General features: G+C 59.8%; 23 protein-coding genes. 9 read left to right on the top strand and 14 right to left on the bottom strand.

The features are described from left to right. The first annotated feature begins 17 nt into the window (after positions 1-17). The gene (locus tag NG895_RS04460) at positions 18-443 is read left to right on the top strand and encodes a hypothetical protein (RefSeq protein ID WP_252851248.1); all 426 of its coding nucleotides are present in this window, start codon (positions 18-20) and stop codon (positions 441-443) included. 204 nt (positions 444-647) lie between these two features. Here the strand turns inward: NG895_RS04460 and NG895_RS04455 are convergent, their stop codons facing one another. From NG895_RS04455 to NG895_RS04420, 8 genes are all read right to left on the bottom strand, one after another. Next, positions 648-1,019, bottom strand: coding sequence for a DUF5615 family PIN-like protein (locus NG895_RS04455; protein ID WP_252851247.1), 372 nt, complete (start codon positions 1,017-1,019; stop codon positions 648-650). Between the two features lie 17 nt (positions 1,020-1,036). Next, complete coding sequence (locus NG895_RS04450; RefSeq protein WP_252851246.1) at positions 1,037-1,264, bottom strand: DUF433 domain-containing protein; 228 nt, start codon at positions 1,262-1,264, stop codon at positions 1,037-1,039. A gap of 39 nt (positions 1,265-1,303) precedes the next feature. Continuing rightward, positions 1,304-3,862, bottom strand: coding sequence for a DNA gyrase subunit B (locus NG895_RS04445; RefSeq protein ID WP_425267203.1), 2,559 nt, complete (start codon positions 3,860-3,862; stop codon positions 1,304-1,306). Between the two features lie 80 nt (positions 3,863-3,942). Then, positions 3,943-4,347: a GxxExxY protein gene (locus NG895_RS04440; RefSeq protein ID WP_252851245.1), complete on the bottom strand. Its 405-nt coding sequence runs from the start codon at positions 4,345-4,347 to the stop codon at positions 3,943-3,945. A 79-nt stretch (positions 4,348-4,426) separates the two neighbouring features. Then, complete coding sequence (locus NG895_RS04435) at positions 4,427-4,801, bottom strand: DciA family protein (RefSeq protein WP_252851244.1); 375 nt, start codon at positions 4,799-4,801, stop codon at positions 4,427-4,429. Positions 4,802-4,804: 3 nt separating this feature from the next. Then, positions 4,805-5,920 carry a DNA polymerase III subunit beta gene (dnaN, locus tag NG895_RS04430; protein ID WP_252851243.1) on the bottom strand — a complete coding sequence of 372 codons (1,116 nt, stop codon included), beginning with the start codon at positions 5,918-5,920 and terminating at the stop codon, positions 4,805-4,807. Between the two features lie 324 nt (positions 5,921-6,244). Beyond that, positions 6,245-7,333, bottom strand: coding sequence for a DnaA/Hda family protein (locus tag NG895_RS04425; RefSeq protein ID WP_252851242.1), 1,089 nt, complete (start codon positions 7,331-7,333; stop codon positions 6,245-6,247). 120 nt (positions 7,334-7,453) lie between these two features. Continuing rightward, positions 7,454-8,632 carry a cysteine desulfurase family protein gene (locus NG895_RS04420; protein ID WP_252851241.1) on the bottom strand — a complete coding sequence of 393 codons (1,179 nt, stop codon included), beginning with the start codon at positions 8,630-8,632 and terminating at the stop codon, positions 7,454-7,456. Positions 8,633-8,842: 210 nt separating this feature from the next. On the opposite strand from NG895_RS04420, the gene NG895_RS04415 reads away from it, so the two are divergent. From NG895_RS04415 to NG895_RS04395, 5 genes are all read left to right on the top strand, one after another. Beyond that, a complete protein-coding gene (locus tag NG895_RS04415; protein ID WP_252851240.1) occupies positions 8,843-9,424 on the top strand; it encodes a hypothetical protein in 582 nt (193 codons plus the stop codon). A 12-nt stretch (positions 9,425-9,436) separates the two neighbouring features. Then, entirely contained in the window at positions 9,437-10,168 is a 732-nt protein-coding gene (gene scpB / locus NG895_RS04410; RefSeq protein WP_252851239.1) for an SMC-Scp complex subunit ScpB, read from the top strand. A 24-nt stretch (positions 10,169-10,192) separates the two neighbouring features. Next, positions 10,193-10,693: a hypothetical protein gene (locus tag NG895_RS04405; protein WP_252851238.1), complete on the top strand. Its 501-nt coding sequence runs from the start codon at positions 10,193-10,195 to the stop codon at positions 10,691-10,693. Between the two features lie 118 nt (positions 10,694-10,811). Beyond that, positions 10,812-12,128, top strand: a complete 1,317-nt coding sequence (locus tag NG895_RS04400) for an APC family permease (RefSeq protein ID WP_252851237.1) — start codon at positions 10,812-10,814, stop codon at positions 12,126-12,128. A 46-nt stretch (positions 12,129-12,174) separates the two neighbouring features. Then, on the top strand, positions 12,175-13,446 hold the full coding sequence (locus NG895_RS04395; protein ID WP_252851236.1) for a hypothetical protein: 1,272 nt from the start codon (positions 12,175-12,177) through the stop codon (positions 13,444-13,446). A gap of 217 nt (positions 13,447-13,663) precedes the next feature. Here the strand turns inward: NG895_RS04395 and NG895_RS04390 are convergent, their stop codons facing one another. Both NG895_RS04390 and NG895_RS04385 read right to left on the bottom strand, forming a co-directional pair. Continuing rightward, positions 13,664-16,081, bottom strand: a complete 2,418-nt coding sequence (locus NG895_RS04390) for an exopolysaccharide transport family protein (protein WP_252851235.1) — start codon at positions 16,079-16,081, stop codon at positions 13,664-13,666. Positions 16,082-16,320: 239 nt separating this feature from the next. Then, positions 16,321-17,472 (bottom strand): exosortase/archaeosortase family protein, encoded by a 1,152-nt coding sequence (locus tag NG895_RS04385; protein WP_252851234.1) that lies wholly within the window; start codon positions 17,470-17,472, stop codon positions 16,321-16,323. Between the two features lie 797 nt (positions 17,473-18,269). Between NG895_RS04385 and NG895_RS04380 the strand changes: the two genes are divergently transcribed. Continuing rightward, positions 18,270-19,331 (top strand): polysaccharide biosynthesis/export family protein, encoded by a 1,062-nt coding sequence (locus NG895_RS04380; RefSeq protein ID WP_252851233.1) that lies wholly within the window; start codon positions 18,270-18,272, stop codon positions 19,329-19,331. A gap of 96 nt (positions 19,332-19,427) precedes the next feature. Continuing rightward, positions 19,428-20,285 carry a hypothetical protein gene (locus NG895_RS04375; RefSeq protein ID WP_252851232.1) on the top strand — a complete coding sequence of 286 codons (858 nt, stop codon included), beginning with the start codon at positions 19,428-19,430 and terminating at the stop codon, positions 20,283-20,285. Between the two features lie 120 nt (positions 20,286-20,405). On the opposite strand, the gene NG895_RS04370 is transcribed toward NG895_RS04375, so the two are convergent. Both NG895_RS04370 and NG895_RS04365 read right to left on the bottom strand, forming a co-directional pair. Next, positions 20,406-20,987, bottom strand: coding sequence for a superoxide dismutase [Ni] (locus NG895_RS04370; protein ID WP_252851231.1), 582 nt, complete (start codon positions 20,985-20,987; stop codon positions 20,406-20,408). 289 nt (positions 20,988-21,276) lie between these two features. Then, a complete protein-coding gene (locus NG895_RS04365; protein ID WP_252851230.1) occupies positions 21,277-21,579 on the bottom strand; it encodes a hypothetical protein in 303 nt (100 codons plus the stop codon). 424 nt (positions 21,580-22,003) lie between these two features. On the opposite strand from NG895_RS04365, the gene thrS reads away from it, so the two are divergent. After that, the gene (gene thrS, locus NG895_RS04360; RefSeq protein WP_425267202.1) at positions 22,004-24,187 is read left to right on the top strand and encodes a threonine--tRNA ligase; all 2,184 of its coding nucleotides are present in this window, start codon (positions 22,004-22,006) and stop codon (positions 24,185-24,187) included. Positions 24,188-24,371: 184 nt separating this feature from the next. Here thrS and NG895_RS04355 read toward each other — a convergent pair whose 3' ends face one another. After that, complete coding sequence (locus NG895_RS04355; protein ID WP_252851228.1) at positions 24,372-25,094, bottom strand: hypothetical protein; 723 nt, start codon at positions 25,092-25,094, stop codon at positions 24,372-24,374. A gap of 224 nt (positions 25,095-25,318) precedes the next feature. After that, complete coding sequence (locus tag NG895_RS04350; RefSeq protein ID WP_252851227.1) at positions 25,319-25,699, bottom strand: hypothetical protein; 381 nt, start codon at positions 25,697-25,699, stop codon at positions 25,319-25,321. Positions 25,700-26,543: the final 844 nt, after the last annotated feature.

The following is a 26,543-nucleotide window of genomic DNA, read 5'->3' as shown; positions in this document are numbered from 1 at the left end:
AACGCAGATCCGTCCGCATGCACGTAAATCGAATCCGCGTCATGGAACATCTGGCAGTTGATTGTTGCTTCTCGCTCACAGAAGTCTGCGAGGGCCTGCAGCAACTTTTGAGCCTTCCAGATTTCGCCTACGACTGCGAGAACGAAACGGAATGGAGCTCAGTTGTTGATAGGGGTATCGAGTACAACGTTTCTCGACCCTACAAGCGTGGCACGTTGGAAGAATGGGACGACTCGGTCCCGGCGGGGTGCAGTGTCGCAGTCACACTGACTGCATTCAAGGACTGCCCTCCAGGCCAAGACCCTGAGTGGGATTCAACGGAACTCGTGGAGCGAGTGGGCCAAGGGCTGGCCAACCTGCTTGAGCAGACGGTTTACCATCATCGCACGTGGCTTCGTCCGGGCGAGAATATCACGCGCGAACAGGTGTTTCAGCCGAAGTAACATCGATCGGCAGACTTAGAGGCGGCGCGAACGTATGATTCCACGGATCAGTCGGAAGCGGGAACGCTAATCGACGCTAATCTCCACTGATCTTATTAGCGTGGATTAGCGAAGATTAGTGTTCCGTAATTCTTCCTCACTACACATCCAGATTCTTCACATCCAACGCGTGCTTTTGGATGAATTCACTTCCGTTGGGCGAGACTATTTCGGCTTAGGAGGCGGTGCAAGCAGCCGCATGCGTATTCGTTCAGACTCCACCACGCTGAAGTGACCTACCGAATCTTCACGACTGGTCAGTACTTCAATGACTCGGCCTTTGTCCGACTGTGGGTCTTCGCCGCAAAGGCGAATGAGAATAATTCCGCATTCTGCTGGACAACCTTCGCGAAAAGCCAACTCGCCGAAGTCTTTGTCATGAGTCAGTAGAATTCGCGTCTCAGCTTGCGCACGAGCCAACAAAACCGAGTCGGGCTCGCCCTGCAGTGACTCCTTTGCCCACAAAACATCGTGCCCAAGCTGCCTTAACTCAGCGATGACGGACGATGCAATATTTTCGTTGGCCAGCAGTCGCACGATGCATACAGCTAATGTTAAGGGGTGAGGTAGATGCGCTCGCTCTTTAAAACTTCCCCAGCATAAGCCAGACAAGCTTGGACATCCTCTCTCGTGAGATGGTCATACTCACGCAATACGGCATCGACCGACCAGCCTCTTCCTAGTAGATCGACCACGAACTCCACGGCCATCCGAGTTCCTTTGATGATGGGTTTTCCCGTCAGGACGTTGGGATCAACGACAATGCGTTCTTGCCATGTCATCTAGGTAGCCTCCAACTGATATTGTACGCAGGCTCCACGCTACACATCCAGATTCTTCACATCCAGCGCGTGCTTCTGGATGAACTCCCGCCGCGGTTCGACCTGGTCGCCCATCAGAACGCGGAATAGTTCGTCGGCCGCGCCGGCGTCTTCCATACGGACCTGCATCAACGTGCGGGCGGCCGGGTCGAGGGTGGTGTCGCGGAGCTCTTCGGCGTTCATTTCGCCCAGGCCTTTAAAGCGGGTGATCTGCAGGCCCTTTTCGCCGGCCGCCCGAATGGCCGAGGGGAGGCCGCGGAGGTCTTCCAAGCCCGTTTCGTTTTCGCCCCGGCGGAGTGTGTAACGCGAACCCTCTTCGCCGGTGCGTTCCTGCGGGATGAGCGATTCGATTTCGAAGCCCATTTCACGCAGGTCGCCGAGCAGCGTGTTGATCGTCCGCACTTCGTGCAGTTCGACGATGCGGATCTTAACAGCCTCCACGTCGTTGGTTTCCGTGGCGTCGCCATTGGCGCTCGGCTCGGTCGATAGGGCAACCGTGCCGGCGTCGATCACCAGTTCGCCACCCAAGGCGGCTTCCTGCTCTTTAACGAACGTGTCCAACGCTTCGCGACCCGTGAACCAGTGCTCGTCGTTGCCCAGAAACACGTGATACACGGGCAGCTTGCCGCTCTCGGGATCCTGCCGCACGGCGTGCAGTTTGAGGCTGATGCCGCGTCGCTCGAGGGCGATGATCGACTCTTCGAGCGCGGCGAGCGTGCGGACCATTTTGGCCATGTCCTCACCCTCGATCAAACGGCCGTCGCCTGGATCGAACACCGAGTCGCCGAGACCCAGGTCCAGCAGCTGAGCCTTCATTTCCTCTTCCGTCTGCACGTAGTCGGTCTTCTTGCCCTTGCGGACGCGGAACAGTGGTGGCTGGGCGACGTACACGTGGCCGCGGGCGACCAGCTCGTACATCTGGCGATAGAAGAACGTGAGCAAGAGCGTACGAATGTGCGAACCGTCGACGTCGGCGTCGGTCATGATGACCACGCGGCCGTAACGGCGTTTCGACATGTCCTGTTCGGCCCCGATGCCGGAACCGACAGCCGAGATCATGCTGCGGACCTCTTCGTTGGCCAGCACTTTGTCTTCGCGACTCTTGTAGGCGTTAATGATCTTACCCCGCAGCGGCAAGATCGCCTGGTACTCCCGCATCCGACCCCCTTCGGCCGAGCCACCGGCCGAGTCACCTTCCACCAGGAACAGTTCGCACTTTTCGACATCCTTGCTCGAACAGTCGCGAAGCTTACCCGGCAGGCTGCCACCGGAAAGCGCTCCCTTGCGTTCCCGCAGCAGCGCCTTCGCCTTGCGGGCCGCCTCGCGGGCTTCCACGGCCGTGATCGCCTTGTTGACGATCACTTTGGCGGTCTTGGGGTTCTCTTCGAAGTACTTGGCCAGAAACTCACCGAAGACCGAGTTGACGATGCCTTCGACTTCGCCGTTGCCGAGCTTGGTTTTGGTTTGCCCCTCGAACTGCGGATGCGGCACGCGACAACTGATCACCGCCGTGAGACCTTCGCGGACGTCGTCACCCGAGGGGACCAGGTCCTTGAACATGCCAGCGTTCTTGCCGTAGTTGTTCAGGCACCTCGTGAGGGCCGAGCGGAAGCCCGACATGTGCGTACCGCCCTCGGTAGTGTTGATGTTGTTGACGTACGAGTGGACGTTCTCGGTGAATTCGCTCGAGTACTGCAGGGCGATTTCGACCGTAACACCTTCGGCCTCGCCGTTGACGTAGAGCACGTCGGGATGGATCGCATCGCTGGCCCGATTCAGGTGCTCGACGAACTGGCGGATACCGTCTTCGTATTGGAACGTTTCGCTATCGCCGGTGCGGGCGTCGCTGATGGTGATTTTCACGCCCTGGTTCAAGAAGGCCAGTTCCTGCAGCCGCTTGAGCAGCGTGGAGTAGCTGTACTTAGTGGCCTGGAAGATCTGCGGATCGGGCTTGAAGGTGGTCTTGGTGCCCCGCTTTTTGGTGGCGCCAACGCGTCGGACCGGACCCTTTGGTACACCTCGCTCGTATTCTTGATGGTGCACATGTCCGTCGCGGGAGACCTCTACCTCGGCCCATTCGCTGAGGAAGTTCACCACGGTTACGCCGACACCGTGCAGTCCGCCCGACGTTTGGTAGGCGCCTTTGGTGAATTTGCCGCCGAACTTCAGCACGGTCATCACCCCTTCGAGTGTGGAAACCTCGCGGTCCATCTGCTCGGAGAGTTGTTCATGCCTTTCGACCGGAATGCCCCGGCCATCGTCCTCGACGGTGACCGAGCCATCGCCATTGATGGTAACCTGCACCTCCGAAGCGTAGTCGGCCATCGCTTCGTCGATGGAGTTATCGACCACCTCGTACACCAGGTGGTGGAGACCACGCACCGTGGTATCGCCGATGTACATACTGGGCCGCTCACGCACGTGCTCCAGGTCGCTCAGGTGCTCCAGATCCGAAGCGCCGTACTCGCTATTTGCGACGGCACGCTTCACAGGCTTCGACTCCGCCGCCTGCTCACCATCTTCGGGTGTCATTCCGTACGATTCGTTCTCGTCTGCCATTCGTGGTTTCCAGTTGTAACGTCGGGATCTCAGGGCATCGTGTTTAAACAGAAGGAAACGAAGTGAACGAAGGTGTTCGTTTACTCGCCATTCGCTCCTGGCAATATCAGCCGTGATAACCCGTCAGTAAGTTTCATCGTGTTGAAGTTGATGACCAAGCCCAATGGTATATCAAGCAATTTCATGTAGCTGAGTAGTTGCGCCTTGCTAATGGGTGGAACCGTTTCTACGGCCTTCACCTCCACCAGCAGGCATCCGTCCACAAGTAGATCGAACCGCAACGGATCTTGCCGTTCAAACTGCTTGTATTGCACCACTACCAACCTCTGTGTTTCGACAGTGTGCCCACGCAACTCCAATTCCATTGACAGGCACCATTCGTAAATCGATTCCAGCAATCCAGGGCCTTTGTCCCGATGTACTTCGATGGCCGCTCCTATCACTTCGCGTGAGAGTGCATCTGCTTTCGAATACAATTTGTGCATGCTAGATCGCTGAGTTTCTCAATCCTATTCTTTGTTCTCTTCGTTTCCTTCTGTTCCCAAAACCTTGATGTAACTCCTGTTATCCAATGGTCCCGACGCGGTAACGGACGCCGGTTATCTTTATTTCGGGGAAGGACTTTTGCAGTTCGCTCACAATGCGTCGTTGGTCGAACGTGAGTTCCTGCGAAATAGCCGAGTGGGCCACGGTTACTTCGAACTTGCCTCGCTTGATGCCCGTGGGTTGGCTGCGGGCGGCGAAGGCCTGGCCGACAATTTTGGCCCACGCTTCCTCGAGGGCCGCATTCGACTCGCCACAGGCGTAGCGGTTGTTGATCACCACTTTGGCCAGCACTTTGCCAATCGCCTGCGGCTCATGTCCGTAGAACCGCCGTCGCTGGACGTCGTTTCGCCGCATTTGGTAGGAGAGTTTCTGGGCCAGCTCTTCTTCGTCCATGGTTTATCGGTCTCGTGCCAGGGGCATCACCACGTAGCCATAACCGTCGTCCGTGCTGAACACGGCCGCCGAATCGCCATCGGCCAAGTCCAGGGTGAACGTTTTTTCGGTGTCGAGTACTTTGAGGAAGTCGCCCACAAATTTGGGATCGAGCGTGATGGTGATCGATTCGCCCGTGTAGCTGATCGGCATCTCGATGTGCGACTGCCCGACATCGGCCGTCTTGCCGGCCAGGGTGAGCGTGCCATCGGCAAACGTGAAATCGACACCGCGGCTTTCGTCACTAGTAACAATGGCGGCCTGTCGCACGGCCGCGGCGAACGGTCCGACCGGCATTTCGATCTTGGCCGATTCGGTGCGGCTGGGGAACACTTCCCGCCAACCGGGGAACCGTCCCTCCAACAATCGCGTGTAGACCGTGGCGCGAGGCGTTTTGGCGAGGATCTCGTTCTGCCGCACGGCGATCTGGATTTCGCCGTCGTCGTCCATCACGGTCCGCTCGATGAAGGCCATGGACTTCGAGGGGACGATGGTCGCTTCGCCGAAGCCGACCGGATCGCCCACCTTGTTCACCGGGCCTTCCATCTTGGCCAGGCGTCGACCGTCGGTGCCGATAGCCGTGATGGTTTGCCCGTCGCTTTCGAGCTTCACCCCTCCCAAGGCGTAGCGGCTGCTCTCGTTGTCCGTGGCATACAGGGTGCGGCGGATCAGTTCCTTCAGCAGCCGCGAGGGGATCTCGAAGAGGGCCGATTCGTCGAAGCTGGCCACCGGCGGATACTCATTGGGATTGGCCACCGGCAGGTTGAACTTGCTTCGCTCGCCTTTCACCGTGGTGGTGCTGCCATCCGACTCGATGCGGAAAGTCTCGTCGCTGCTCTCGCGAAGGATGGGGCCAAACTTGTCGGTCCGCAACAGCACTGCGCCAGGTGTTTCGACCTCGATGCCATCCACTTCGTAGCGAATGCCATACTCCAGGTCGGTCGCCATGAGGGTGGCCCCTTCGGAGGTGACATCGAGCTTCACATTCTGCAGTACCGCTTTGGGGCTGCGTGACGGAGCTACCGGTGCAACCGTGCTGAAGGCATGCAGCAGCTTCTCGCGGTTGGCGACAATCTTCATGGGTTACTCTCCCTAGTCCAATACAAAATAGATTTTTATTGTTGTTGTTTATTCGTCGCCGCCAGGTGTTCATAACGAGCGTTCTAGGCTCGGTAACTTTAGTGAGCGTCGAGATTTGCTGAGTTTGGGGCTCGGTGGAAAACGTGTCGAAGGACGGTTTATGGTTGGTCGATGGGTGGTAGTCGATTGTCGATGAAAATCTGCGGCTTGCCGGTGGTTGTCGATGACTGTCACAGGTGGCCGACAGGGCGCGACCACCGGTCTACACGTTTTCCGCAGCTCTCCGTGCCGCCTTCGAGGCAGGTAAAGGCAGCAGTGGGGGGTTCATTTTCGCAATAGCCTCGTCAGATCGTCGATCGCCGAACGGAGCGCCGCTTCGCGGGTGAGGCGTTTCTCCACCTGCCGATGGCTGTACATGATGGTGCTGTGATCGCGACCGCCCAGGTGCTTGCCGATTTGTTCGTAGCTGGCCGAAGTGAGCGTGCGGGCCAGGTAAATGGCCGTCGCCCGAGCCGACACCACGGCCGCCTGTCGCGAAGCGCTGGTGAGCGACTTGAGCGGAATGCGGTAGTACCGAGCCACCACGCGGACGATGTCGCGGAGCTCGGGCGCCTGAGCCGCCTTGCGCTGATGAATAAAGTGGGCCAGCGTATCGGTTTCGAGCCGGGCGCCGGTGCCGAACTGCCGCAGCATGTCGGCCGCCAGGCGGAACATCTCACGCGGTTCAGGCGGTGTGTGCTCGACCAGCAGTTCGATGGCGTCGCTTGGCAGCTGCCACTGGTTGGTGGCGGCAAATTGGGTGAGCAGTTCGTACCGCGAATCGGCGCCGAGGGGCGAGATCTCGAGCGTCAAACCACTCGCAAACCAGTTCACCAAGTCGGGCAGCCAAGCCGGCAGGTGCGCGATTGGCTGGGCCGAGGTCGCCACCAGCTTGTGTCCCCGGGATTCGATTTCGTGGGCCAAATGCAGCAGTTCCTGCTGAAAATGGCTTCGCACCGGTAGATGATCCAGATCGTCGATCACCAGAATTGCCGTGGCAGATATGCGGTCGCGCCACGCCCTTGGGCCACCTTCGTCGATGGCTGTGGCGAACTCGCGGCGCAAATCGTTGGCCGTGGTGTAGACCGCGCGTTGGTCGCCGGCAAGCTCGGCCAGACCATGCGCCAGGTGCGATTTGCCACTGCCGGTGGAGCCAACCAATACCAACGGGCTGGTGAGCCGTTCCCACGACGCATCGCCGGGCTTCGAATCGCCATCGGCCAGGGCGTCGCACCAAGTTCCCAGCACGGCGGCCAGAAAGCGATTCTCTTGTCCCGCAATGAACCCGGAGGGGGCCACGACTTGCGCAGCAGCGGTTGCCAGCGCGGGTTGCTGCGCATCGTTTAGGCGGCTGGGTACGGGAAGTGTCGACACTCCGTTGACCACAAAAACTCCAGTTCGGGGGGCCGGTAGGCAGCCTGTCTCGAAGGGGAAAAGAGCAAACCCAAATTCTACCCGATTTGCCAACCAAGCGGGAGCCACCAAGGCCCATTTTTAACGATGTTTTTGTCGTTCTAAGTGCTTGCAAGCCTTAGAGATACGACGAGCCGCTTCGGCCACCTCCGGGGGGGTCGTTTGGGCGCCGAAACTGAACCGCAAGCTGCCCCGCACCACCTCGTCCGAACACCCCATCGCTAGCAGCACGCCCGAGGGCTCGCTCGATCCGCTGGCGCACGCCGAACCGGTCGAACAGGCAACTTCCGCCATGTCGAGCGCCAGGAACAACGCCTGCCGGTCGACGCCGCGGAACGCGATGTTCGAAGTATGGGGCAATCGCTCGGCGCCGGCAGCTACTACTTGGGCGCAGGGCAACTCCGCACAGATCTGCTGCTCGAAACGATCGCGCAAACTTGTCAGGTGCTGCAGTCGCGCGGAACGTTCGGTATGCCACAACTCCAGGGCGGTACGCAGGCCGGCTACCAGTACGACCGACTCGGTGCCCGGTCGCAGACCAGCCTGCTGGAACCCGCCAAACAGCTGCGGCGCCAGCTGGGTGTCGCCACGCACCAATAGACCTCCGATGCCCAAGGGCCCGTGAAACTTGTGGGCGGTAAACGCCAACGAACTGGCCTGCGAGTTGCCAAAATGAACATCGATCTTGCCGACCGCCTGTACTGCATCGGTGTGCAACATCGCCCCGCGCGACGCGGCCAGGCTGGCCAATGGCGCGACCGGCTGCAGGACGCCCGTCTCGTTGTTGCCCCACATGGTGGTGACGAGGCGTGTCCGATCAGTGATGAGATTCTCTAGCGACGCGAGCTCCACGACGCCCTGGGCGTCGACCTCCAGATGGTCGACCTGCCAGTTTTCGCAGGCCAGCGCGTCGGCCGCCCGGGCAACGCTGGGGTGTTCCACCGGCGAAGCAATCAGATGATGAGGCCCGTCGTAGCGGTCTTCCGCCATCCGCGCGAGGCCGAACATCGCCAGATTATTCGCCTCGGTGCCGCCGGAGGTGAAGATCAACCGATCCGGCTGGCGACCGCCTGTCTGGCCGCCGAGCAACTCGACGATTCGCTCGCGGGCGGCCTCGACCACCCGCCGGGCCCGCCGTCCCGCTTCGTGCTGGCTGGCCGGGTTAGCGTACCCCGCACGCATGGCCTCGGCCATGGCATCCACCACTTCGGCGGCCAGCGGCGTGGTGGCGTTATTGTCGAGATAAATGGGCGATTCCATGCCGCAATTATAGATGCTAGCACTGGCCGGGGTGAGGCGGCTCGCCAACGGTGCTGGCCAGCCATCCAACTGCGAGCGGCAGTACGAAACCGTTGGCGGGCCCAATTCCAGGGCGAATTGGGCTTGTTGCCCAACTTACCGCGATCTATTCTCCGCGCGAAACTCCCAACCGAATGTTTCCCCCCACTCGCCATCCCACCAGAACGACCTATGGAATCGCTCAAAGTTGCCTATCGGGCTGCGGTGATGATCGGAACCCTGATCCTCGGGGCGCTGGCCTATCGCGCCTATGGGCCACAACTCGAGAAGCTCGCGCCCTTATTGGAGCGCGCTCAGCAACTCATGGCCGAGACCTTTTCGCCAGACGAGTCCGGCGATGAAACGCAGCCCGCGCCGACGATGGATCCCCTGACGCCCGCCGATCCCCCGGCCGGGTTCGTGGCCGATGCGCAGCCGCTTCACGCGCCGCCCTTAGTGGACCCCCGGGTCCAACTTGCCGGAGGCGAGCAAATGCCAGATACGGCTCCGAGCAATACGAAACCCGGCAAGTCACCCGTGGGACAGGTATTCGACGAACTGAAGAAGCGTGGCGTATCCCGCTGTTCGCTGGACCCTTGGGGTGACAATGGCGAATTCTACCGCTGCTATTGCGAAGCTCCGCTGGGGGGCGATAGCGTATTCACCCGGCATTTCGAGTCCGTCTCGACCGACCCTGCCGAAGCCGCTCAAGATGTGCTCCGCCAGGTGAGCGAGTGGCAAATGGCCAGCAACTCCGCGCCGCAGTACCGCTGATCGACCACGTTCATGAGACCCCAGAGAACATCGCTAGCCGTTCAACTCGAGACCATCGCCAGCGGTTCGCGGCGACATGGCGCCCGCTGCGCGGGGGGTCGGGCCACCGATTGGCCCGGCCTCAAATCGCCCGAAGGTTCCCCCCCGTCGTCCGACAACGGCGATCGGCAGGCCCGGGTCGAGGCCGTCATGCTAGTTTCTCGAGAGGCGTTGAGCCTGCGTCGGATTGCCCAACTGGCGAATCTGACCGACGCCACCGAGGCCCGCACACTGCTATCGCGGCTATCGCACACCTACAGCCGTCGCCGTCGTGCCTTCCGCATTGAAAACGTCGCGGGCGGGTATCGGCTGCTCACCAGGTCGCAATTTGCCCCGTGGATAGGCAAAATAGGCGACTTCTGCGATCTGGAGCACAGTCCACTCAAGCTTACGCCGCCGGCCCTCGATACCCTCACGGTAGTAGCGTACCGCCAACCGGTGCTGCGAGCCGAAGTCGAGGCCATTCGCGGAGTAGCCTGCGGCGAACTGCTCCGGCAGTTGATTGAGCGGGACCTCTTGCGTATTGTCGGACGATCGGAAGAATTGGGCAGACCCCTTCAGTACGGCACAACCAAGCGGTTTCTGCAGTTATTTGGACTTAAGAGTCTGAAGGACCTGCCGCTGCTCGACGCAGTGGACGGGACATCCGGGCAGCTTGCAACAGAGAGCAACCGTCAACAGAATGTGGTTCCGCGAGCCGCATGAACTCAAGCCAGGGAGACAGCCTCCGTGAGTATCGTCACCCCCACACAACCCAGCCGACAATCCTTCGCCACGACGCTGGTGGAGCACGACCCCATCGTGCGCGTGCTTCGAAGTGAGTTGGAGAACGACTTCGAAGACGGCTACGACGACGAATACGAAGACGGCGACGACTACGATGAAGAGGTCTACGACGACGACGAGTACGAGGACGTCGAAGACGGTGATCTCCTGGAAGAGGCCGAACCTCTCGAAGAAGAAGAGTACGAAGAGGAAGAATACGAAGACGAAGCTTGGGAGGAAGTCGAAGACGTCGATCCCGAGGAGGACGAGGACGAGGAGGACGAGGAGTATGAAGCGGACGACCTCGAAGACGATGATGACGATGAGGACGTCGACGAAGTCGAGTACGAAGACGAAGAGGTCGAAGTCGAAGATGGCGACGATGTGGAATACGAATACTCCGATGAGGAGTATGACGATGATGACGAAGAAGACTTCGAATACGAGTACGACGAAGAGGATTGACTCCCATGCGTCGTTCGTTCCAGAAACCTCCAGCCCCGAGCGTAATGCTCGGGGTTTTTTTATTGCCGACTAGCCATCCTGAGCTTCAGCGGTACAAACCTGCATCCGATTGACAGCCATGACCGACAAGCGTTCGCAGCCCTTGGGACTCACCTCGGCCACCGCATTGGTGGTGGCCAGCATGATTGGCGCGGCGGTGTTTACCAGCGCCGGCTATTCGATGGGGGCCTTGGGTTCGCGCGAGTGGGTACTCGTGTGCTGGGTGGTCGGTGGCTTCGTGGCTATCTGTGGCGCTATCAGTTATGGAGCCCTTGCGCAGCAACTGCGTGAGTCGGGAGGCGAATACGTTTATCTGGCGCGGCGCGTCCATCCACTGGCCGGCTTCCTGGCCGGCTGGGTATCGCTATTGGCGGGCTTCACCGGCGCGCTGGCCTTCGCGGCGGGTGTGTTCGAACAATACGCGGCGCCGTTGTTGGGGGTCGAGCAACCAAATGGCACGATTGCCATCACGCTTATTTTTCTCTGCGTCCTGCAGCATTCGCTCGGCGTGGCAGGTGGCGCGTGGCTACAGAACGCTGTGGTGGTGGTGAAAGTCGCCGGATTGTCGCTGCTCGCGCTGCTCGGTTGGTGGTGGCTCGGCAGTCGCGAACCGCTCCCCGCCACGCCGACCGCAACGTTCACCTGGAGCGACTTCGCGGTGCAGCTGACCTACGTCTACCTGGCCTATTCAGGCTTCAACGCGGCGGTGTACGTCACCGAAGAGGTTCGCGACGTCGAACGCACCTTGCCCCGCAGCATGTTGCTGGGCACGCTGTTGGTTACCGTGCTCTATCTGGCACTCAACGCGGTGTTTGTCTACTCCGGACCGATCGACCAACTGGCCGGCAAGCACGACATTGCCGCAGTGGCCATGAGACTGCTGGGCGGCACCACGGCCGAGGTCTGCACCCGGCTGCTGATCTGCACGGCGCTGGCCACCAGCGTCAGCGCACTGACGATGAGCGGTCCCCGTGTATACGCCAAGATGGCGGCCGACGGGCTGTTCCCCATCCCGGTGCCACCTGCCGGTCGTGCGCCGCGGGTGGCCATCACGCTGCAATCGGTGCTGGCATCGGCCGTGGTGCTGACCGCGGGGCTGCAGGCACAACTCGAGTACCTGGGGTTCATCTTGATGCTCTGCGCGGCCGCGGCGGTGGCCACGCTGTTTTGGGTTCGCCACGACGACCCCGCACGCCGGCCCCAGTGGTGGCAACTAACGGCCGCGGGCTTGTTCGTCGCCGCCGCCCTAGTGCTGATGGTACTCACCATCCTGCGCCAACCGGAGGACGACCGAGCCACCGTCGCGGCCACTGCGGTGACCCTTGGCGCAGGAGTGGCGATGTACTTCTTGCTGAAATGGATCGACCGGGTGCGTACCGAAGACGCCGAGCAGTGAGTTTGCGTTCTCGGGCAAGGTGCAGGAGAATATTCTCTTCCCTATCGTGAGAACCAATGAAGTGCAAACCGTCCGCTCCTTCCTCTGTCGCATCCCACGACTCCACCCCTTCACGTGGTGCGTGGTGGTGATGGTCTTGGCGCTGCTGGTGCTGATCGTGGTGCCCGGGGAGGAACAACTGCCCGGGCCATGGCGAGAGATGACGGATGCCCAGCGCGAGCTTTGCGATCAACTCTACCCGACGACGGGTCTCGCACTCTTCGGGGACGAGGAAGTCAAGGCACTCTACACGCATGGGTGGCCCTGGCCGTGTGTGGCTCGTGGTACGTTCGATCCATCCATCCGCAGTTGGACGCTCTCTTCGGCCTGGCCACCCAAGCCCCCCAGCGAACTGCCGAACTGGCTCCAGAGCGACAATTGGCCCTGTCAAGTCGACGTGAGCATCATCAACTGGCGTCTGCTGTTGTTGGACGTCGGCGTGGCCCTGCTGTTGCTGATAGCTACGACGACTGCTGTCGAATGGTGGATTCGTAGACGAGGCGGCCTGCTGAAGTTCCGACTGGCCGATTTGATTGTCGGTTTGACGATCTGCGGCATCGTGTTGGGGTACATCGGATACCACGTCCGCCTGAGCCGTATCGAGGACCGCGTGGGGCGCCATTTTGGCGTGAGCCGCGATGGCGGTCACAACAGTTTCAGTTGGAGCAACACCTACTTGGGACCTGAATGGCTGACGCGACTGGTGGGGCATAAGAGCCTGCCAGCACTGTTCTACCACCACGATTTTGTCCTTGTGCGGTGGGACTACTCGTGGGCCGACGATGTCGAACAGCTCACAAAGCTCAAGTTTGTGAAAGTCTTGCGTGTGTCGGAAACGTCTCCTCGGTCGGCCATCGAACAACTCAAAACTTTGCCACGATTGCGTGAGTTGCAGCTGGGAAGTTTCTCCACGCAAGACCTGCGGGCCGGCGAGGCACAATGGGCCGCGGCGGGCGACGCCGTGTTTCGTCCGCAAGACTTGAGCCTGTTGGGGCAGCTCGAGCTCGAGACGCTCTGGCTGCGAGGCGATGGGATTCTTGTGGAGGACGTAGAGCAACTGCTGACGGCAGCGCCCACGCTCGAAGAGCTGACTCTAACAGACATGACCGCCACCAACGAAGAAGTGAAGACGCTTCGCGAGCGGTTTCCCGAGGTGACGATCAACTCCTACTGGGAAAGCGACGAGCCTTACCGTGGCACCCTTCTCGAAACTTCGCCCCACACGGACGCCGAGGTTGAACAAGCTCAAAGGGAGAGAGCAGAGCGGGCCAGCGAGTGAGACATGAGCCCGCGTAGCTGGATTCGCAAGAATTCAGACGCGATTCCAAGGCGTCCGAATTCTTGCGAATCCGGCTACGTGCGAGATCAGTGTTTTCTCGGATACAGCCGAGGCGGCCATACTACGCGCACAAAAAAACGGGGTTTCGTTTCGGAGCTGATCAGGCCACCGAATCGAAACCCCGCTGAGGAGAAGTTTCAGTTACTTGTCCGACCGATTAGTCGTCGTTCGACAGGTCGGAGAAGTCGAGGTCGTCCAGGTCGTCCACTTCTGTGGCCGGCTTGGTGGCGACCGCCACGTCCGAGTGCTGGTCTTCCAGTTGCTTGCGGGCAGCCTTGGGCGAGGCGATCTGCAGGTGGGTCACGCGGCGGTCGGCTCGGGCCGAGACACCGTTGACCACCGCACCGATCAGTCGCACACCGACGTCACGCAGCAGTTCGGACGACTTGTAGATGCTGGGCACCGAGGTGTAGTCCCGCAGCACGCTCAACAGGGCTCCATCGCAGTGCTGGCCCATCATCAGCGAGTCGCTCAGACCCAGCACCGGGGCACCGTCGATGATCACGAAGTCGTAGTCAGCACGCAGCTTGTCGAAGATCGGCTGAATCTGATCCGTGGCCATCGCGTGCACGGCATCGGCATCGCAGTAACCAGCGGTCATCAGCCACAGGCCTTCGGCGTGCGTCGGACGGACCACGTCGGCCACGTCGGCTTCGGCTCGCAGTACTTCGCACAGGCCGTCTTCCAGCGGTACGTCGAACAGCGAGTGCAAGGCCGGGCGACGCAGGTCGCCATCGATCAGCAGGGTGCGACGACCAGCACGGGCCAGACTGGCGGCCAGTTGGCTGGCTACCGTGGTGCGACCTTCCATGGCCGAGGGGCTGGTGACCAGCACCACCTGGCGACGCTTGGTGTTGGAGTCGTGCATCAGGGCGGTTCGCACGCTGTCGATCGACTCGGTGAGTTGAGCAACCAACGGGTGCTTGGGATTCATCATTCGCTTGGCGTTCAGGGCCGGCAGGGTACCGACAACACGGATGCCAAGTCCTTCGTCCACTTGCTCGGGTCCATTGAGTCGGCGACCCATGAACTCGAGGTAGGCGATCCCCAGGCAGGTGAGCAGCAGCGTGGCGACGCTACCGAGACCCGTAATGGCGTACCGCTGGTACTTATTGATGCCAGGCATCGTGTAGGCGGACTCCACCACTCGCACGCGTTCACGATCTTCAATGGAGGCGGGATCGAGTTCGATGTCCCACGCTTGAATACGTTGCGACAGGTCGCGAGCCACGTCGTCCAGCTGATCGAGCTCGGCGCGACGGATAGTCAACTCGGTGGAACCAGCAGCCTTGGCCTCCAGGGCTTCTTTCAACTCGTCGATGCCCAACTCACGTTCGGTCGAACCGTCTTCCTGCGTAATGTCGCGGCCGTTCATCAGCTGTCGCATGCGACCGGCAAGGTAACCGACTTTTCGCTGCATCTCTTCGGTAACCAAGGCGATTTCATGGTCGGGTTGGTTGGCGATTTGTTGTTTGATCTGCTGACGGAGCTGAGACTTTTCGGTCTGCAGATTCTGCCGGGCGTAGTTCAAGTCCTTTTGGATGCGACGCATCTCGCGGGTAGTACGTCCGCTGGATCGCTTTTCGGCATCGCGGAGCTGAGCTTGCAGCATCAGGATCTCTTGCTCCTGATAGGCAACGTTCTCATTGGCCGCCACCATGGCGTCGATCTGCTGTTCTTGCAGACCGGGATTCTTCTTATAGGCGATCCAACGATCGTATTCGAGTTGAGTGGCGAGAATCTGTTCCTCAAGTAGGCTCTTCTGCTTCATCTTGTTGCTGAGTTCGTCGAACAGCATACGGACGGAAGGATCGAACTGGCCTTCAGCAATGCCAAGCTCTTCCGACAGACGCAAGTACTCTTCCCGCTTCTGGCGGATGTCGTCCATCAGTTTCCGATAAGTGCTCTTCAGCGAGTCGCGCAGTTCGACGCGCTCGAACCGCGAAGCACGGACCACTTCGTCCATGTACGCGTCGCAAATCGATTTGATGATGATTTCCATTTCCTCGGGATCCTCGTCCAAAGTCAAGGAAACCCGCATCAGTTCGCTATTTCCCTCGAAGCGAACGTCCAGGTTGTCGTACAACCAGATGGTTGGATTTTCCTCTTTGCGAAGGAATGAGACCTTCTGCATTTCGGGATTGTCCAGGGCCACGTTCAGCACCTTGCTACTGCGGACCATTTGTTTCTGGGTCGCCTTGTAAATCTCGTAGTCGTGGCTGTCACCCGTGTCGAGGTCGCTGTAAACGACGCTTGGCTTTTCCGAACTGACCAGGAAGCGGGCCAGGGCCGTGTCCGATTCGGGGAACAGGTAGAACAGGGCGAACCCAACGCCGGTAGCAACCAGCAGGCCCATGCAGGTGGCCAGCAACCATCGGCGTCGTAGTGAGTTGAAAAACCACGAAGCGTCCATGCTGCCATTCACCACGGCCGGCGTGCGCGAGAACGTCGGGCTGGCGAAGGGGTGAGCAACTTCCAGGGCACCACCGTGGGGGTCGTGACTTGGATGCGAGGCGGGAACCAGCGGTTGATTCTCGCCCGAAGCGGTGGGATGGGAATGATCGTGATTAGCCATTGCTTAAACTCTCCTCAGGGATAATGGCTGCCGAGACAAGTAGAGGCGTGTGCCGGGCGGATGGTGTCCGCCTTGGTCTTGAGCAATATGCAACTCCGACGCCAAGGCGCGATCGCAAGACGCTGAAGTCGAAATTTGGGCGGCAAACTGGGAAAATACGGCTGTTCCTTCTGCCCCGGCGAGCTGAGTTTCTGTGGCCGAAACACCACACATGTTGACCAGGGGCAACATCTCGAGGGTTAGTTTCGGCCTATCGGCATTCCACCTCGCATACCCGCGGTGTGGAGCACTTCATCTCCCTCCTCGACGAATAGCCAGGAGAGAATCTTGTATTCAAATAGCATGATGCCAGCGGCTATGATGATCATCGCGAAACCGGCATAGTCGTGAATCCACTGATGGTACATTTCCTGATTTGGCGATCCCTCTACAGCCAGATACAGCAAGGCCGTGACGGTAATGCGGATGATGTTGGTCACGAGGGCAATCGGAATGGCGCTTAGCAGCAGGATGAGCTTGTCCCACCAGGGCCGCTCGATCAGCAGCACCATGGCGATAACCATCGCGCAGAAAATGGTGAGCATTCGCAGGCCCGCACAGGCGCCAATCACTTCCAGTGCCTCGGCCAGGCCGTCGACATTGATTCGCGATCCCTGGCGGTAGGCGCCGACGCCCAGGATCTGGAGCACGGTGGTGCTGGCAGCGGCAGCAATCTTCTGCAAACCGCCCAGCAGGAAGTGTTCGACCTTCGAAGGCAGCGGCATCATGAAGGCGAAGAAGGCGATAGACGCCCACATCCGCTTGATGATGGGAAATCCACCCGCCAGCATGAAGACGCCTAACATGGCCGGGATCAAGCTGAATCGATCCCAATAGAGTTTGTCGTAGTAAGTGCCGTAGAGTCGCAGGCTCAGCGATCCGATAACCAACACGGCCCCGATCCACCGTTCGTACATCTCGACCGGTTCGAATTCGTGATAGCGGAACACCAAGGCCAGACCGATCATCACCGATGTTGCGTACAGGGACCACGTGATGGCGGGAATATCGAGGAACAGATAGGAGGCCACCGCCAGACCGGCTGGGATAAAGATGGCCATCAAGATCTTGTTTTCCGTTTCCTTGCTGACCGGTCCGTCCAGCGGTTGACGCTTGCTCCACATCAGGAACATGGCGAAAAACGGGATAATCCAGCCGTGGGAGTAGGTGTCGTCGCTCCAGTAGTCCTTGGTAACGGTCAGCTCGTTCCAGTAGACGAGCATCAGCACAAACAGCGAACTGACCAGCGCAATCCATGTGGCTTTTTGCTCGCCGGGGGACAGACTCGGACCACTGGCGGCAGAGCCACTTGTTCCGAAGGAGACAGGGCGGGGAGCGAGGGTGCTACTCATGGATGATCGGCTGACTGGGCGCAGTAGGGGATAATGGACGAAAAGGCGGTGTAGGCGAGGGCAGATCCATCCGGTAGGTGGCACTTGCTCGGCATGCAGCCGCCTGTCGGCCACCCTACGGCCCCCACACGGACGACATTTCGCGCCGCGTTGGGCCTCCTCGCCAAGAGGGCTATTCTTTCAGCGGGCATGGGCCTCTCTGCCCGACCGCTTCGATACGCTGAAATCGAAGATAAGCGGGGTCCCAAAATCTGTCAAACTGCCGTAGTAGGTGTCTCACGCCCCGGCCACTCAGCCGGACAGCGCTGTTTTTCTCATGAAACAGCAGAACAATCGCTTGCCACTTGCCCAACCGTCGAACCGCCACGGGAAACCTCCCCCCGCAGAAGCTGGCCGACTTTTTTTGCCACCGTTCTGCTTGTAGCGATTGGGTCGCTTATGGCTACGCAAGAATCGTACTTCTCCCTGCGGACGACCGTCTCTGCGTTAATACGCAAGTATAGCCCCGGCGGTTCGGCAAAAAGACGCCAACGCCGGGAAACTTTCGGTCGGCGATGGGGGGATGCTAGCGGACTGTCTGCAGGCTCTTGCGGGGGCACCTGCGGTGCTATCGCTGCGGGTTCTAAAGGGCGATCGCGCGGAATTTGTCAATCGCAAGCAAAGTTGGCAGGCGACTCTACCGATTATTACGAATGTGCCGAACATTCCGGTCGCGCCGGATGGCTTGCGCGGAGGGACGCCAAGCAACACAAGCCGCTAAACAAAGCAACTTTTCTCGCAGATAGGCGATGGGGGCCATGACGCACATCACCCAACTCATTCAACGCTCGCTACTGGCGGCATTCACTCTACTGGTGCTGGGCACCACCGGATGCGTCAGTATGATGGAGCCTCGCCAGCCGCTGCCAATGACCCCCAGCGAGGGGCCGGCCGTCAATCCTGCGGGCCGCGAGAAGGACATGGTCTCGCTGCCGCCGTACGTCATCGAGCCGCCGGACATCCTGCTGATCAACGCGGTCAAAATTGTGCCCAAGCCACCGCACGTAGTCGAGCCGTTCGACGGTCTGCTGGTGCGTGCCCTGTACGTGGACGACCGCGTGCCGATTCAAAATGCGTTCTTTGTCGATCCGGAGGGCAAAATCGACCTCGGTCCGAGCTACGGCCGGGTCGAAGTCGCGAACCTGACCATCGACGACGCACAGGAAGCGATCCGTCGCCACCTGGCGCAGATCTATCCCGATGCCGAAGTGTCGGTGTCGCTCGCCGTGTCTGCTGGCGCCCAGCAAATCGTAGGCGAGCACCTGGTGGGGCCGGACGGCCGCGTGAACCTGGGCACTTACGGTTCGGTTTACGTCACGGGGCTGACACTCGACCAGGCCAAGGCACGTATCGAAGACAAACTGTCTCAGTACCTGGTCGAACCTGAAGTGATCGTCGACGTGTTCTCCTATAACAGCAAGAAGTACTACATCATCACTCAGGGTGCCGGCTTTGGCGACAACGTGGTGACGGCTCCCATTACCGGTAACGACACCGTGCTGGATGCCATTGCCGCGATTGGCGGTTTGAGCCAGCTTTCGTCGACGAAAATCTTCATCGCTCGCCCCGCACCCGCGGGAACAGGATGCGAGCAGATTCTACCGGTGGACTACGAGGCGATTACTCGCGGCGCCGTTACAGCAACCAATTACCAACTGCTGCCCGGCGACCGACTGTACATCGAAGAAGACAAGATGCGGAAGCTGGACGGTGTGCTGTCGCGGTTCACGCAGCCGGCCGAACGAGTCTTCGGTTTTGTGTCGCTGGGTACCGCCATGCTCAACCGAATCGCACGATTCGGCTTGGGTAGCTTGAACTAACTGGCACTCGTCGAGTTGGGGGAGGGTTCACCGACCCCTCTTCCCCACCGAATGCCACTTGCATAACGTGTTTGGATCAATCGAGGAACTTGACCGATGACTACCCGCCGTCTTCGCGTTGTGGGAGCCGCCCTACTGCCATGGGTGGCGACTGCCAGCTTGCTGGCCGCACCAATGGGCCGACCTACGCCACCGCCTTGTGCGGCCGAGGGGGCCTGCACGCCTCGCCGGGAAACCTGGGGCTACAGCCAAACCCAATGGCGGTTGTGGCCTGGCACCAGCCTGAGCGGGAGCGACGAGGCAGGCGAACCCAAGATCGGGGAGGACGATATTGGCCCCACCGATACGCCGAAGGCCGCCAACGAAGACCGACTGGCTCCGCCCAAGGTCGAGGCCCTGGAGCCGGAGGCCAATGCGCCTGGCCCGGCTGCAACGGAAGACAGACCAGGATTCGAATTGCCCACGGACGATGAACTCGATGGCGAGGAGCGGCCTGCTCCGCAACCCGATGGGTTCAATCCGCCGATGCCCGACTTCATGCGAAATGGTGCAGGCGAAGCGCCTGGCGGCCAGCCACCTGCGGGCGGACAGCCGCCAGCGGGAGGGCAACCACCAGCCGGGGGAGATCGCCCCAGCGAACCAAGTATGCCGTTTGGCCAGCCACCAGCCGGGTTGTTTCCCGACTCCAGTCAGGTGCCGGCCACTGGACCGTCGTTCGGAGGCGATGCGCCGCCACCGCTGCCGCTGGGTATTCGCCGGCCAGGCCGGGTGAACGAATCACACCGTTTGCCGGTGACGCAAGCCATCCTGCCCGCTTCGGCCAACATGCCGGTTCGGGCGACGCGGCCGCAGGTCTCGTTGATACCGGCCGAAGCCCCGGCGGGCACGGGCGTCCAACGCGCCAGTGGCGATACGCCCCCGGCGATGCCTCATGGCCTGTTCAATCGCCGATGAACAACTAGCGCAAGGAAAGAGCCCCGCCCGGGGGGGACGGGGCTCTTTCCAGAGTTGCTTGGCCGTGGAGTACGCGCCTGGCGACTTGCTAACCAGCTACAGCACCAGGCTCGCTAACTCTTAGTGCTCGTGAGTGTGCTCGCCGTGTTCGTGGGCGCCATGTTCGTGGGCGCCATGTTCGTGCCCATGCTCGCTGTCGACGGCCGTGCTGGTGGGAATGGCGATCGCGGCTTCGGCGGCTTGTCCGAATTGAGGTTCCTTGCCTTCGTACGCACGGTACAGGTCGAGGATGGAAGACTCCAATGCCTTGGCGGTGGCCGGATCGGCGGCTTGCTTGGTTTTCATCGCTGCAACAATCACGGCGTGAGCCGCTTTGAGTTGTTCAACGTACTTGGGCGAATCGGCTTTGATGCGCTGCGCGAGGAAGTACTGACCGATGATCTCCTGGATGTTCGAGGCGTGCGACTCCTTGGTGGCGACCCAGCGGGCAAGTTGATTGTGCCCGTTGGCGTCGTGCGTACCGGCCAGTTCGTCAATCGAGGTGATCGCCTTGGCAATGGTCTCGGTGTCCTCCAGCATCTCCTGAAAACGGCGTTCGTCGCCATAGATTCCACAAGGAACCTGACAGTGGGCCGCCGCCTGGCGAGCAGCGAACAAGGCCAAGAAAGATAGCGCGGCAAGGGTGGTGAATTGCTTCATCATGGGGGAAGGACTCCTGAACGTGACAGGTTCTAAGGTAGGACCAGCCGCCTAAAGTGGACTGGGAGAGCCCTATTCTACCGCGTGCAGGTGGCAGATGTGTACCCAACGCAATATTTAAGGAGTGCGGAAGCTCGCAAATCGCAAAAAAGAAGGCTCCCGTGTTGGGGATACACGGGAGCCTCGGTTTCGCTGCGGTACTCGGGGAAGTGAACCGCAACAAATGATTGAAATGGGCCTGCCCGTGCTGGATTGTCCCATCCAGTTCGTTTTATCCGCGAAATGGGGACAACTAGCCGAGTCGGCGACGCATCATCAAGGCGCCGCCCCCCATCAGAGCCATCATGGCGATCAAACCGATCGAGCCTGGCTCCGCGATGTTGTTAGCAGTTTCGACCTCTGGAACAGCGTCAACCGGTTCCAGTGGCGTGGTAGCAGTAAGTTCCGACAAGCTGGACGCCCCCGCGGGGTGTTCAATGCCGATCAGGTGGCTCGTAGCATCGTGCGAAACGTCGGCCATCGCAGTGGGAACTACCAGTGCCCAGGTGCAGAAAGCCAACAGCATCGAGCCAAGAATTTGTACACTCCAGTTCATGAGATGCCTTCCTCAGAAGCTGCCGTCAATCAAGAAAAGTCCAATACGTGCCAACACAACTGCTTCTCCACCTAAAACACTGCCAACAATGGTCTTACGACGCAATGGTAGTAGTTAAGGGGGAGATTCCGATGCCGCCCGCTTTCTCCATTGAACGCCAATTGGCTGAGGATCGCAAGTAATTTTCCTAAAAAACGGCAATTAGGGATTGAAACCGCATGCTTTGCCATCAAGCGTCGCGTGAATGTTTTGAACGATTACGCCAGCCCAGTCACCCGCTAAGCCGAACCTCGCCCGCCTGCAATCACTCCTGACGTCGGATAGCCACCACCAAGCTGCCGTCCTATACTGAGCAGTTTGCTGGGTTTCGGCCCAATTCGCTTGTGTATTGCGGCAATTCTCGCCCTCAACCTTTGCTTGCACGATGCTCACCGTTCAACTGCCGGATGGCTCCCAAAAACAGTACGAATCGTCCGTTTCCATCTATGATGTGGCCACCGACATCGGTCCCGGCCTGGCGAAAAGCGCCATCGCCGCCGAAGTGGATGGCAAACCTGCCGATTTGAGCAAGCGATTGCCGGATTCGGGCCAGGTGAGCCTGCGAATCCTCACTAAACGCGACCCGGAGGCCTTGGGCATCCTGCGGCACTCCACCGCCCACGTGATGGCCCAGGCCGTGATGCGGCTGTTCGACGGCGTGCAGCTGGCCTTCGGCCCGACCACCGCCACGGGGTTCTACTACGACATCTCCTGCCCCGAACCGATCAGCGAGGAAGACTTCCCCAAGATCGAAGCGGAGATGAAGAAGATCGTCAAAGAGAACGAGCGGTTCGAGCGACTCGATCAACCCCGCGCCGAAGCGCTCGCGCTGTGCGGCGAGATGGGCCAGAAGTTCAAGGTCGAGCACATCGAGACCGGTTTGGCCGACGAGTCGCACTTGTCGTTCTACCGCCAGGGCGAGTTCGTCGACCTCTGCCGCGGCGTGCACATCCCCAGCACCAGCCACGTCGGCAAGGCGTTCAAGCTGCTCTCCGTGGCCGGCGCTTACTGGAAGGGCGACGCCAGCCGCGAACAACTCCAGCGACTCTATGGAACTGTGTTCTTCGACAAGAAGGAACTCGAGGAACACCTGCACCGTCTGGAAGAAGCCCGCAAGCGCGATCACCGCGTACTTGGCAAGCAGCTCGAGCTGTTCCACATCGACACCACTGCCGGTTCGGGATTCATCCTCTGGCTTCCCAAAGGGGCGATCATTCGCGGCGTGCTCGAAGAGTTCATCCGCAACGAGCTCCGCAGCCGTGGCTACCAGGCGGTCTACACCCCGCACGTCGGTCGTGTCGAGTTATACGAAACCAGCGGCCACTTCCCGTACTACAAGGAGTCGCAATTCGCACCGCTATGCGAACACGACGCCGGCGGGTTGGTCGAGTTCTGGATGGACCAGCTGAAGGAAGGCACGCTCGACGCCGATGGCGAAGCCAAGCTGCTCGACGCGGCGCGGCTGATGGGCTTCGACGGTCAGTTGGATCTCGAGTCGACCAGTGAAGAACGCCTGGCCGCGCTCAACAAGTGGGCTCACGAGCACGAGCGTTATCTGCTCAAGCCGATGAACTGCCCGCACCACATCATGATCTACAAGTCGAAGCCCCGCAGCTACCGCGACCTGCCGGTGCGGCTGGCGGAGTTCGGCACCGTGTATCGTTACGAGCAGTCGGGCGAACTGAGCGGCATGACTCGGGTCCGCGGCTTCACGCAGGACGACGCCCACATCTTCTGCACCGAAGATCAGGTGGCGGACGAGGTCCGCGGCTGCATCGAGTTCACCTTGAAGGCGCTCAAATCGCTGGGCATGGAGAACTACCGCGCGCGGCTTGGCTTCCGCGACCCCGACAGTACCAAATACGTCGGCAGTCCCGAGCAATGGGACCGCGCCGAAAAGGCCATCGAAAAGGTCGCCCGCGAAATGAACCTGCCCGGTTGCGAACCGGAGCCTGGCGAGGCGGCGTTCTACGGTCCCAAGATCGACTTCGTGGTGACCGACTGCATCGGCCGCGAGTGGCAACTCGGCACCGTGCAGCTCGACTACAACCTGCCGAGCGAAGCCCGCTTCGCCCTGGAATACACGGGCGCCGACAACACCCAGCACCGCCCGGTGATGATCCACCGCGCGCCCTTGGGCAGCATGGAACGGTTCATTGGCGTGTTGATCGAACACTTCGCCGGCGCGTTCCCACTGTGGCTCGCGCCTGAGCAAGTTCGCGTGCTCACGGTGAGCGACAAGAGCGAAGAGTACGGCCGCCAGGTCGAAAAGCAGCTCACCGCCGCGGGCCTGCGAGCGAGTGGCGACTACCGCGGCGCCAAGCTGGGCGCGAAGATTCGCGAAGCCCAACTCGAGCTAATCCCCTACATGTTCGTAGTCGGCGAAAAAGACCGCGACAACGGCACCGTCACGGTCCGCGACCGCATCGACGGCGACCTGGGCGCGATGAGCGTCGAGGATGCCATCGCCAAGCTGCAGGAAGAAATCGCCAGCCGGCAAGTGCGGCAGGTGGCGGAGCAGACGGTGGGCGCGGAGGTTTCGGACCGGGGGGCGAAGAACGAGTACTAGGTCCGCATTCGCGTCGGGTAGCACGGACAGCCGGCCGGAGTAACCTGTGCCACTTGTAAGGCTTTCCTCGGCCGGTTGTCCGTGTGCGCAGCACAAGAGGTTGTTGGTAGTGGTGGACACTGTTTGAACAGGAGCAAACAGAGAGAACAGAGGAGTAGCTTGTCGAAAGTATACTACTCCACCATTACTGATCAGCGGGTCCAAGCTGTTTCCATTCGTCAATCTGACGTTGAATCTCAATTTCCATGGCCAGACGGGAGTCGTAAATCTCGGTGCTTGGCCAAGCTGGGTTAGACTCACTTGACCAAGTTAGATGGACGTTAGCGAAGCGACCATCTGAGAGTTCGAACAAGAAGTCGTCCATATCGTGTCGCCGCGCAACGACTATGGCGTCAAGGCCATGCAGTACATGACCGACGCATAGTTCACGACGTAATTCATCCTCGAAACACGCGTCGCTACAAGGATGCCATGGCTCCAAAAATTCAAACACCGCGGGCTGTAGTCGATAGTGTCTCAAGATTTCCCCGAATGCTGTGCTGTCGGAATTAACGTACAGTTCACGTTTTCGTTGAAGTGCGGGTAATTTCTTCTGCAGTGAGATCGGTAATTCGGTAGTTCCACTGCATTCAGCGAGTCGCCAAATCAACCACAGGCCGCACTCAAAGTCTGACGCCGTTTCCTGCTGCAATGCTATCTCCACGGCGACGGGGACCAACTGGAAGGCCCGTTGCGATTGGAACTTGCAGGCAAAATCGTTGAATAGCCACGAAGGTGGAATCTCCCGCTCGTAGGAAGGATCACTCCACAGACGAGCTCGATGCTCAAATAGAGATCGCAGAGATTCGGCGTCACCTTGAAGAGCCGAATCGAAGTAGCGACGTCCAACTTTGTATATCTTCTGCATCGATGTCCAGAGTACTGGTCGGGTGCATTGCCAACACCAGGTATAGTGACCGATTGGCCGTGCGGGCAGCACGTGCGTTCGTCTTGGTATTGAATACTCTCAATCCTCTTGTCGCAAGCGACACCGCCAATCGGTCGAAACAGCTTTTCATGATGGCCGGGCGTGCTCCGACCGACTGTCGGTGCTACCCAGCTGGGATATCTGAAGCGATTCAACTTCCACGGTTATCCTTCGAAAACCTCGTAGCAAAGCACGCGCGCAGCTCGTTCTACCAATGGCCGTGCTGGGCCATCGACTTCATCGGGGGTGCCGAAGAAGATCTCTGAGTCGGGCATTACGCAAGTCTGCGCTACTGATCCCGATCCATCGCTGAACGCAATCACTACCGCGTCTGCCTGAATTGATCGAAGCCAGTCTAGACGATCTTGCTTGCCGGGTAATCTATCATCGAAGCGCAGAGTTGCAGCAATCATGTCGGCGACATGATTGCTGCCGGCCTCCGAATCGGATTCGAATAGCTCGAATTCCTCGTCCAGCAGTTCAATGATCCGGGAGACTGAAAGCGACTCACCGCTTTCGGGCGGCAACAATTTGATAAACGCCATGTTGGTCGAGTCTTGAAATCTAGTGATTGGTTAGTGCCGTAGGGTGGGTGGTTCTGCCGGCGCTGCGGTTGGTCATTGTAGGGATGTTCCACCGGCAGGTTCACCCACCGTTTAGGGTGGTTTTGAACGGTGGGTGAACCCATCGACGGGAACACCCCCTCGCCAATTCACTCGGCCACCGCCGATGGAACCACCCACCCTACGGCACCATTCTACCCGCTGCGAAGCAGCACGCTTCGATAGGAATCGAAGGGGTTGATCCACCGAAGTCCCGCAGGGACGAACTACCATGGCTCAAGCGAGTTTCCATACCGTCTTGGGTTGTCGCGCTCCTGCGGAGCTACAAGCAGGTTAGGCTTGTGCACCCAGGGCTGCGCCCTGGGCTTTCGCAGCGCGGCCCTCCGGGCCTGTTGGCCGTTCGCGTTCATAAATACACGTTCATAAATCAGAAAGTGCCGTAGGATAGGTGGTTCTGCCGGCGCTGTGGTTGGGCGTTGTGGAAATGTTCCACCAGCTCACTTCACCCGCCCTACGCTATTTTCCACGGCCGGTTGTCTGTGTGCGGAGCACAAGAGGTTGTTTGCAGTGGAGGCTCTGTTTCCCTCCTGTCGCAAGCGACACCGACAATCGGTCGCAACAGTTTTTCATGATTGCAAAGCGGTCTCCGACCGACTGTCGGTGCTACTTAGGTGTGGGTAATCGGATCCGAGTTCTTGCGAATCCGGCTACGTGACTTCGCACTAAGTCGGAGAAAATCGCCGGTGTAAAAGAATCGCGGTAGCAAGCGCCCGGGGGTTTGGTCCAATGGAGTGTGGCGGTAGGTTCGCGCGGCTGTTTGGCAACT

It is taken from the genome of Aeoliella straminimaris (assembly GCF_024054565.1).
GTDB classification, from domain to species: Bacteria; Planctomycetota; Planctomycetia; order Pirellulales; family Lacipirellulaceae; genus Aeoliella; species Aeoliella straminimaris.
The sequence above is the reverse complement of the archived record's forward strand: the minus strand, read 5'-3'. Positions and strand labels throughout refer to the sequence as shown.

Bases quoted from the DNA above. Each gene is read 5' to 3' on its own strand.
- NG895_RS04460 (WP_252851248.1), top strand. From the start codon at position 18: ATGCACGTAAATCGAATCCGCGTCATGGAACATCTGGCAGTTGATTGT.
- NG895_RS04450 (WP_252851246.1), bottom strand. From the start codon at position 1,264: ATGACATGGCAAGAACGCATTGTCGTTGATCCCAACGTCCTGACGGGA.
- NG895_RS04445 (WP_425267203.1), bottom strand. From the start codon at position 3,862: ATGGCAGACGAGAACGAATCGTACGGAATGACACCCGAAGATGGTGAG.
- NG895_RS04440 (WP_252851245.1), bottom strand. From the start codon at position 4,347: ATGCACAAATTGTATTCGAAAGCAGATGCACTCTCACGCGAAGTGATA.
- NG895_RS04435 (WP_252851244.1), bottom strand. From the start codon at position 4,801: ATGGACGAAGAAGAGCTGGCCCAGAAACTCTCCTACCAAATGCGGCGA.
- dnaN (WP_252851243.1), bottom strand. From the start codon at position 5,920: ATGAAGATTGTCGCCAACCGCGAGAAGCTGCTGCATGCCTTCAGCACG.
- NG895_RS04420 (WP_252851241.1), bottom strand. From the start codon at position 8,632: ATGGAATCGCCCATTTATCTCGACAATAACGCCACCACGCCGCTGGCC.
- NG895_RS04415 (WP_252851240.1), top strand. From the start codon at position 8,843: ATGGAATCGCTCAAAGTTGCCTATCGGGCTGCGGTGATGATCGGAACC.
- scpB (WP_252851239.1), top strand. From the start codon at position 9,437: ATGAGACCCCAGAGAACATCGCTAGCCGTTCAACTCGAGACCATCGCC.
- NG895_RS04400 (WP_252851237.1), top strand. From the start codon at position 10,812: ATGACCGACAAGCGTTCGCAGCCCTTGGGACTCACCTCGGCCACCGCA.
- NG895_RS04390 (WP_252851235.1), bottom strand. From the start codon at position 16,081: ATGGCTAATCACGATCATTCCCATCCCACCGCTTCGGGCGAGAATCAA.
- NG895_RS04385 (WP_252851234.1), bottom strand. From the start codon at position 17,472: ATGAGTAGCACCCTCGCTCCCCGCCCTGTCTCCTTCGGAACAAGTGGC.
- NG895_RS04380 (WP_252851233.1), top strand. From the start codon at position 18,270: ATGACGCACATCACCCAACTCATTCAACGCTCGCTACTGGCGGCATTC.
- NG895_RS04375 (WP_252851232.1), top strand. From the start codon at position 19,428: ATGACTACCCGCCGTCTTCGCGTTGTGGGAGCCGCCCTACTGCCATGG.
- NG895_RS04370 (WP_252851231.1), bottom strand. From the start codon at position 20,987: ATGATGAAGCAATTCACCACCCTTGCCGCGCTATCTTTCTTGGCCTTG.
- NG895_RS04365 (WP_252851230.1), bottom strand. From the start codon at position 21,579: ATGAACTGGAGTGTACAAATTCTTGGCTCGATGCTGTTGGCTTTCTGC.
- thrS (WP_425267202.1), top strand. From the start codon at position 22,004: ATGCTCACCGTTCAACTGCCGGATGGCTCCCAAAAACAGTACGAATCG.
- NG895_RS04355 (WP_252851228.1), bottom strand. From the start codon at position 25,094: ATGCAGAAGATATACAAAGTTGGACGTCGCTACTTCGATTCGGCTCTT.
- NG895_RS04350 (WP_252851227.1), bottom strand. From the start codon at position 25,699: ATGGCGTTTATCAAATTGTTGCCGCCCGAAAGCGGTGAGTCGCTTTCA.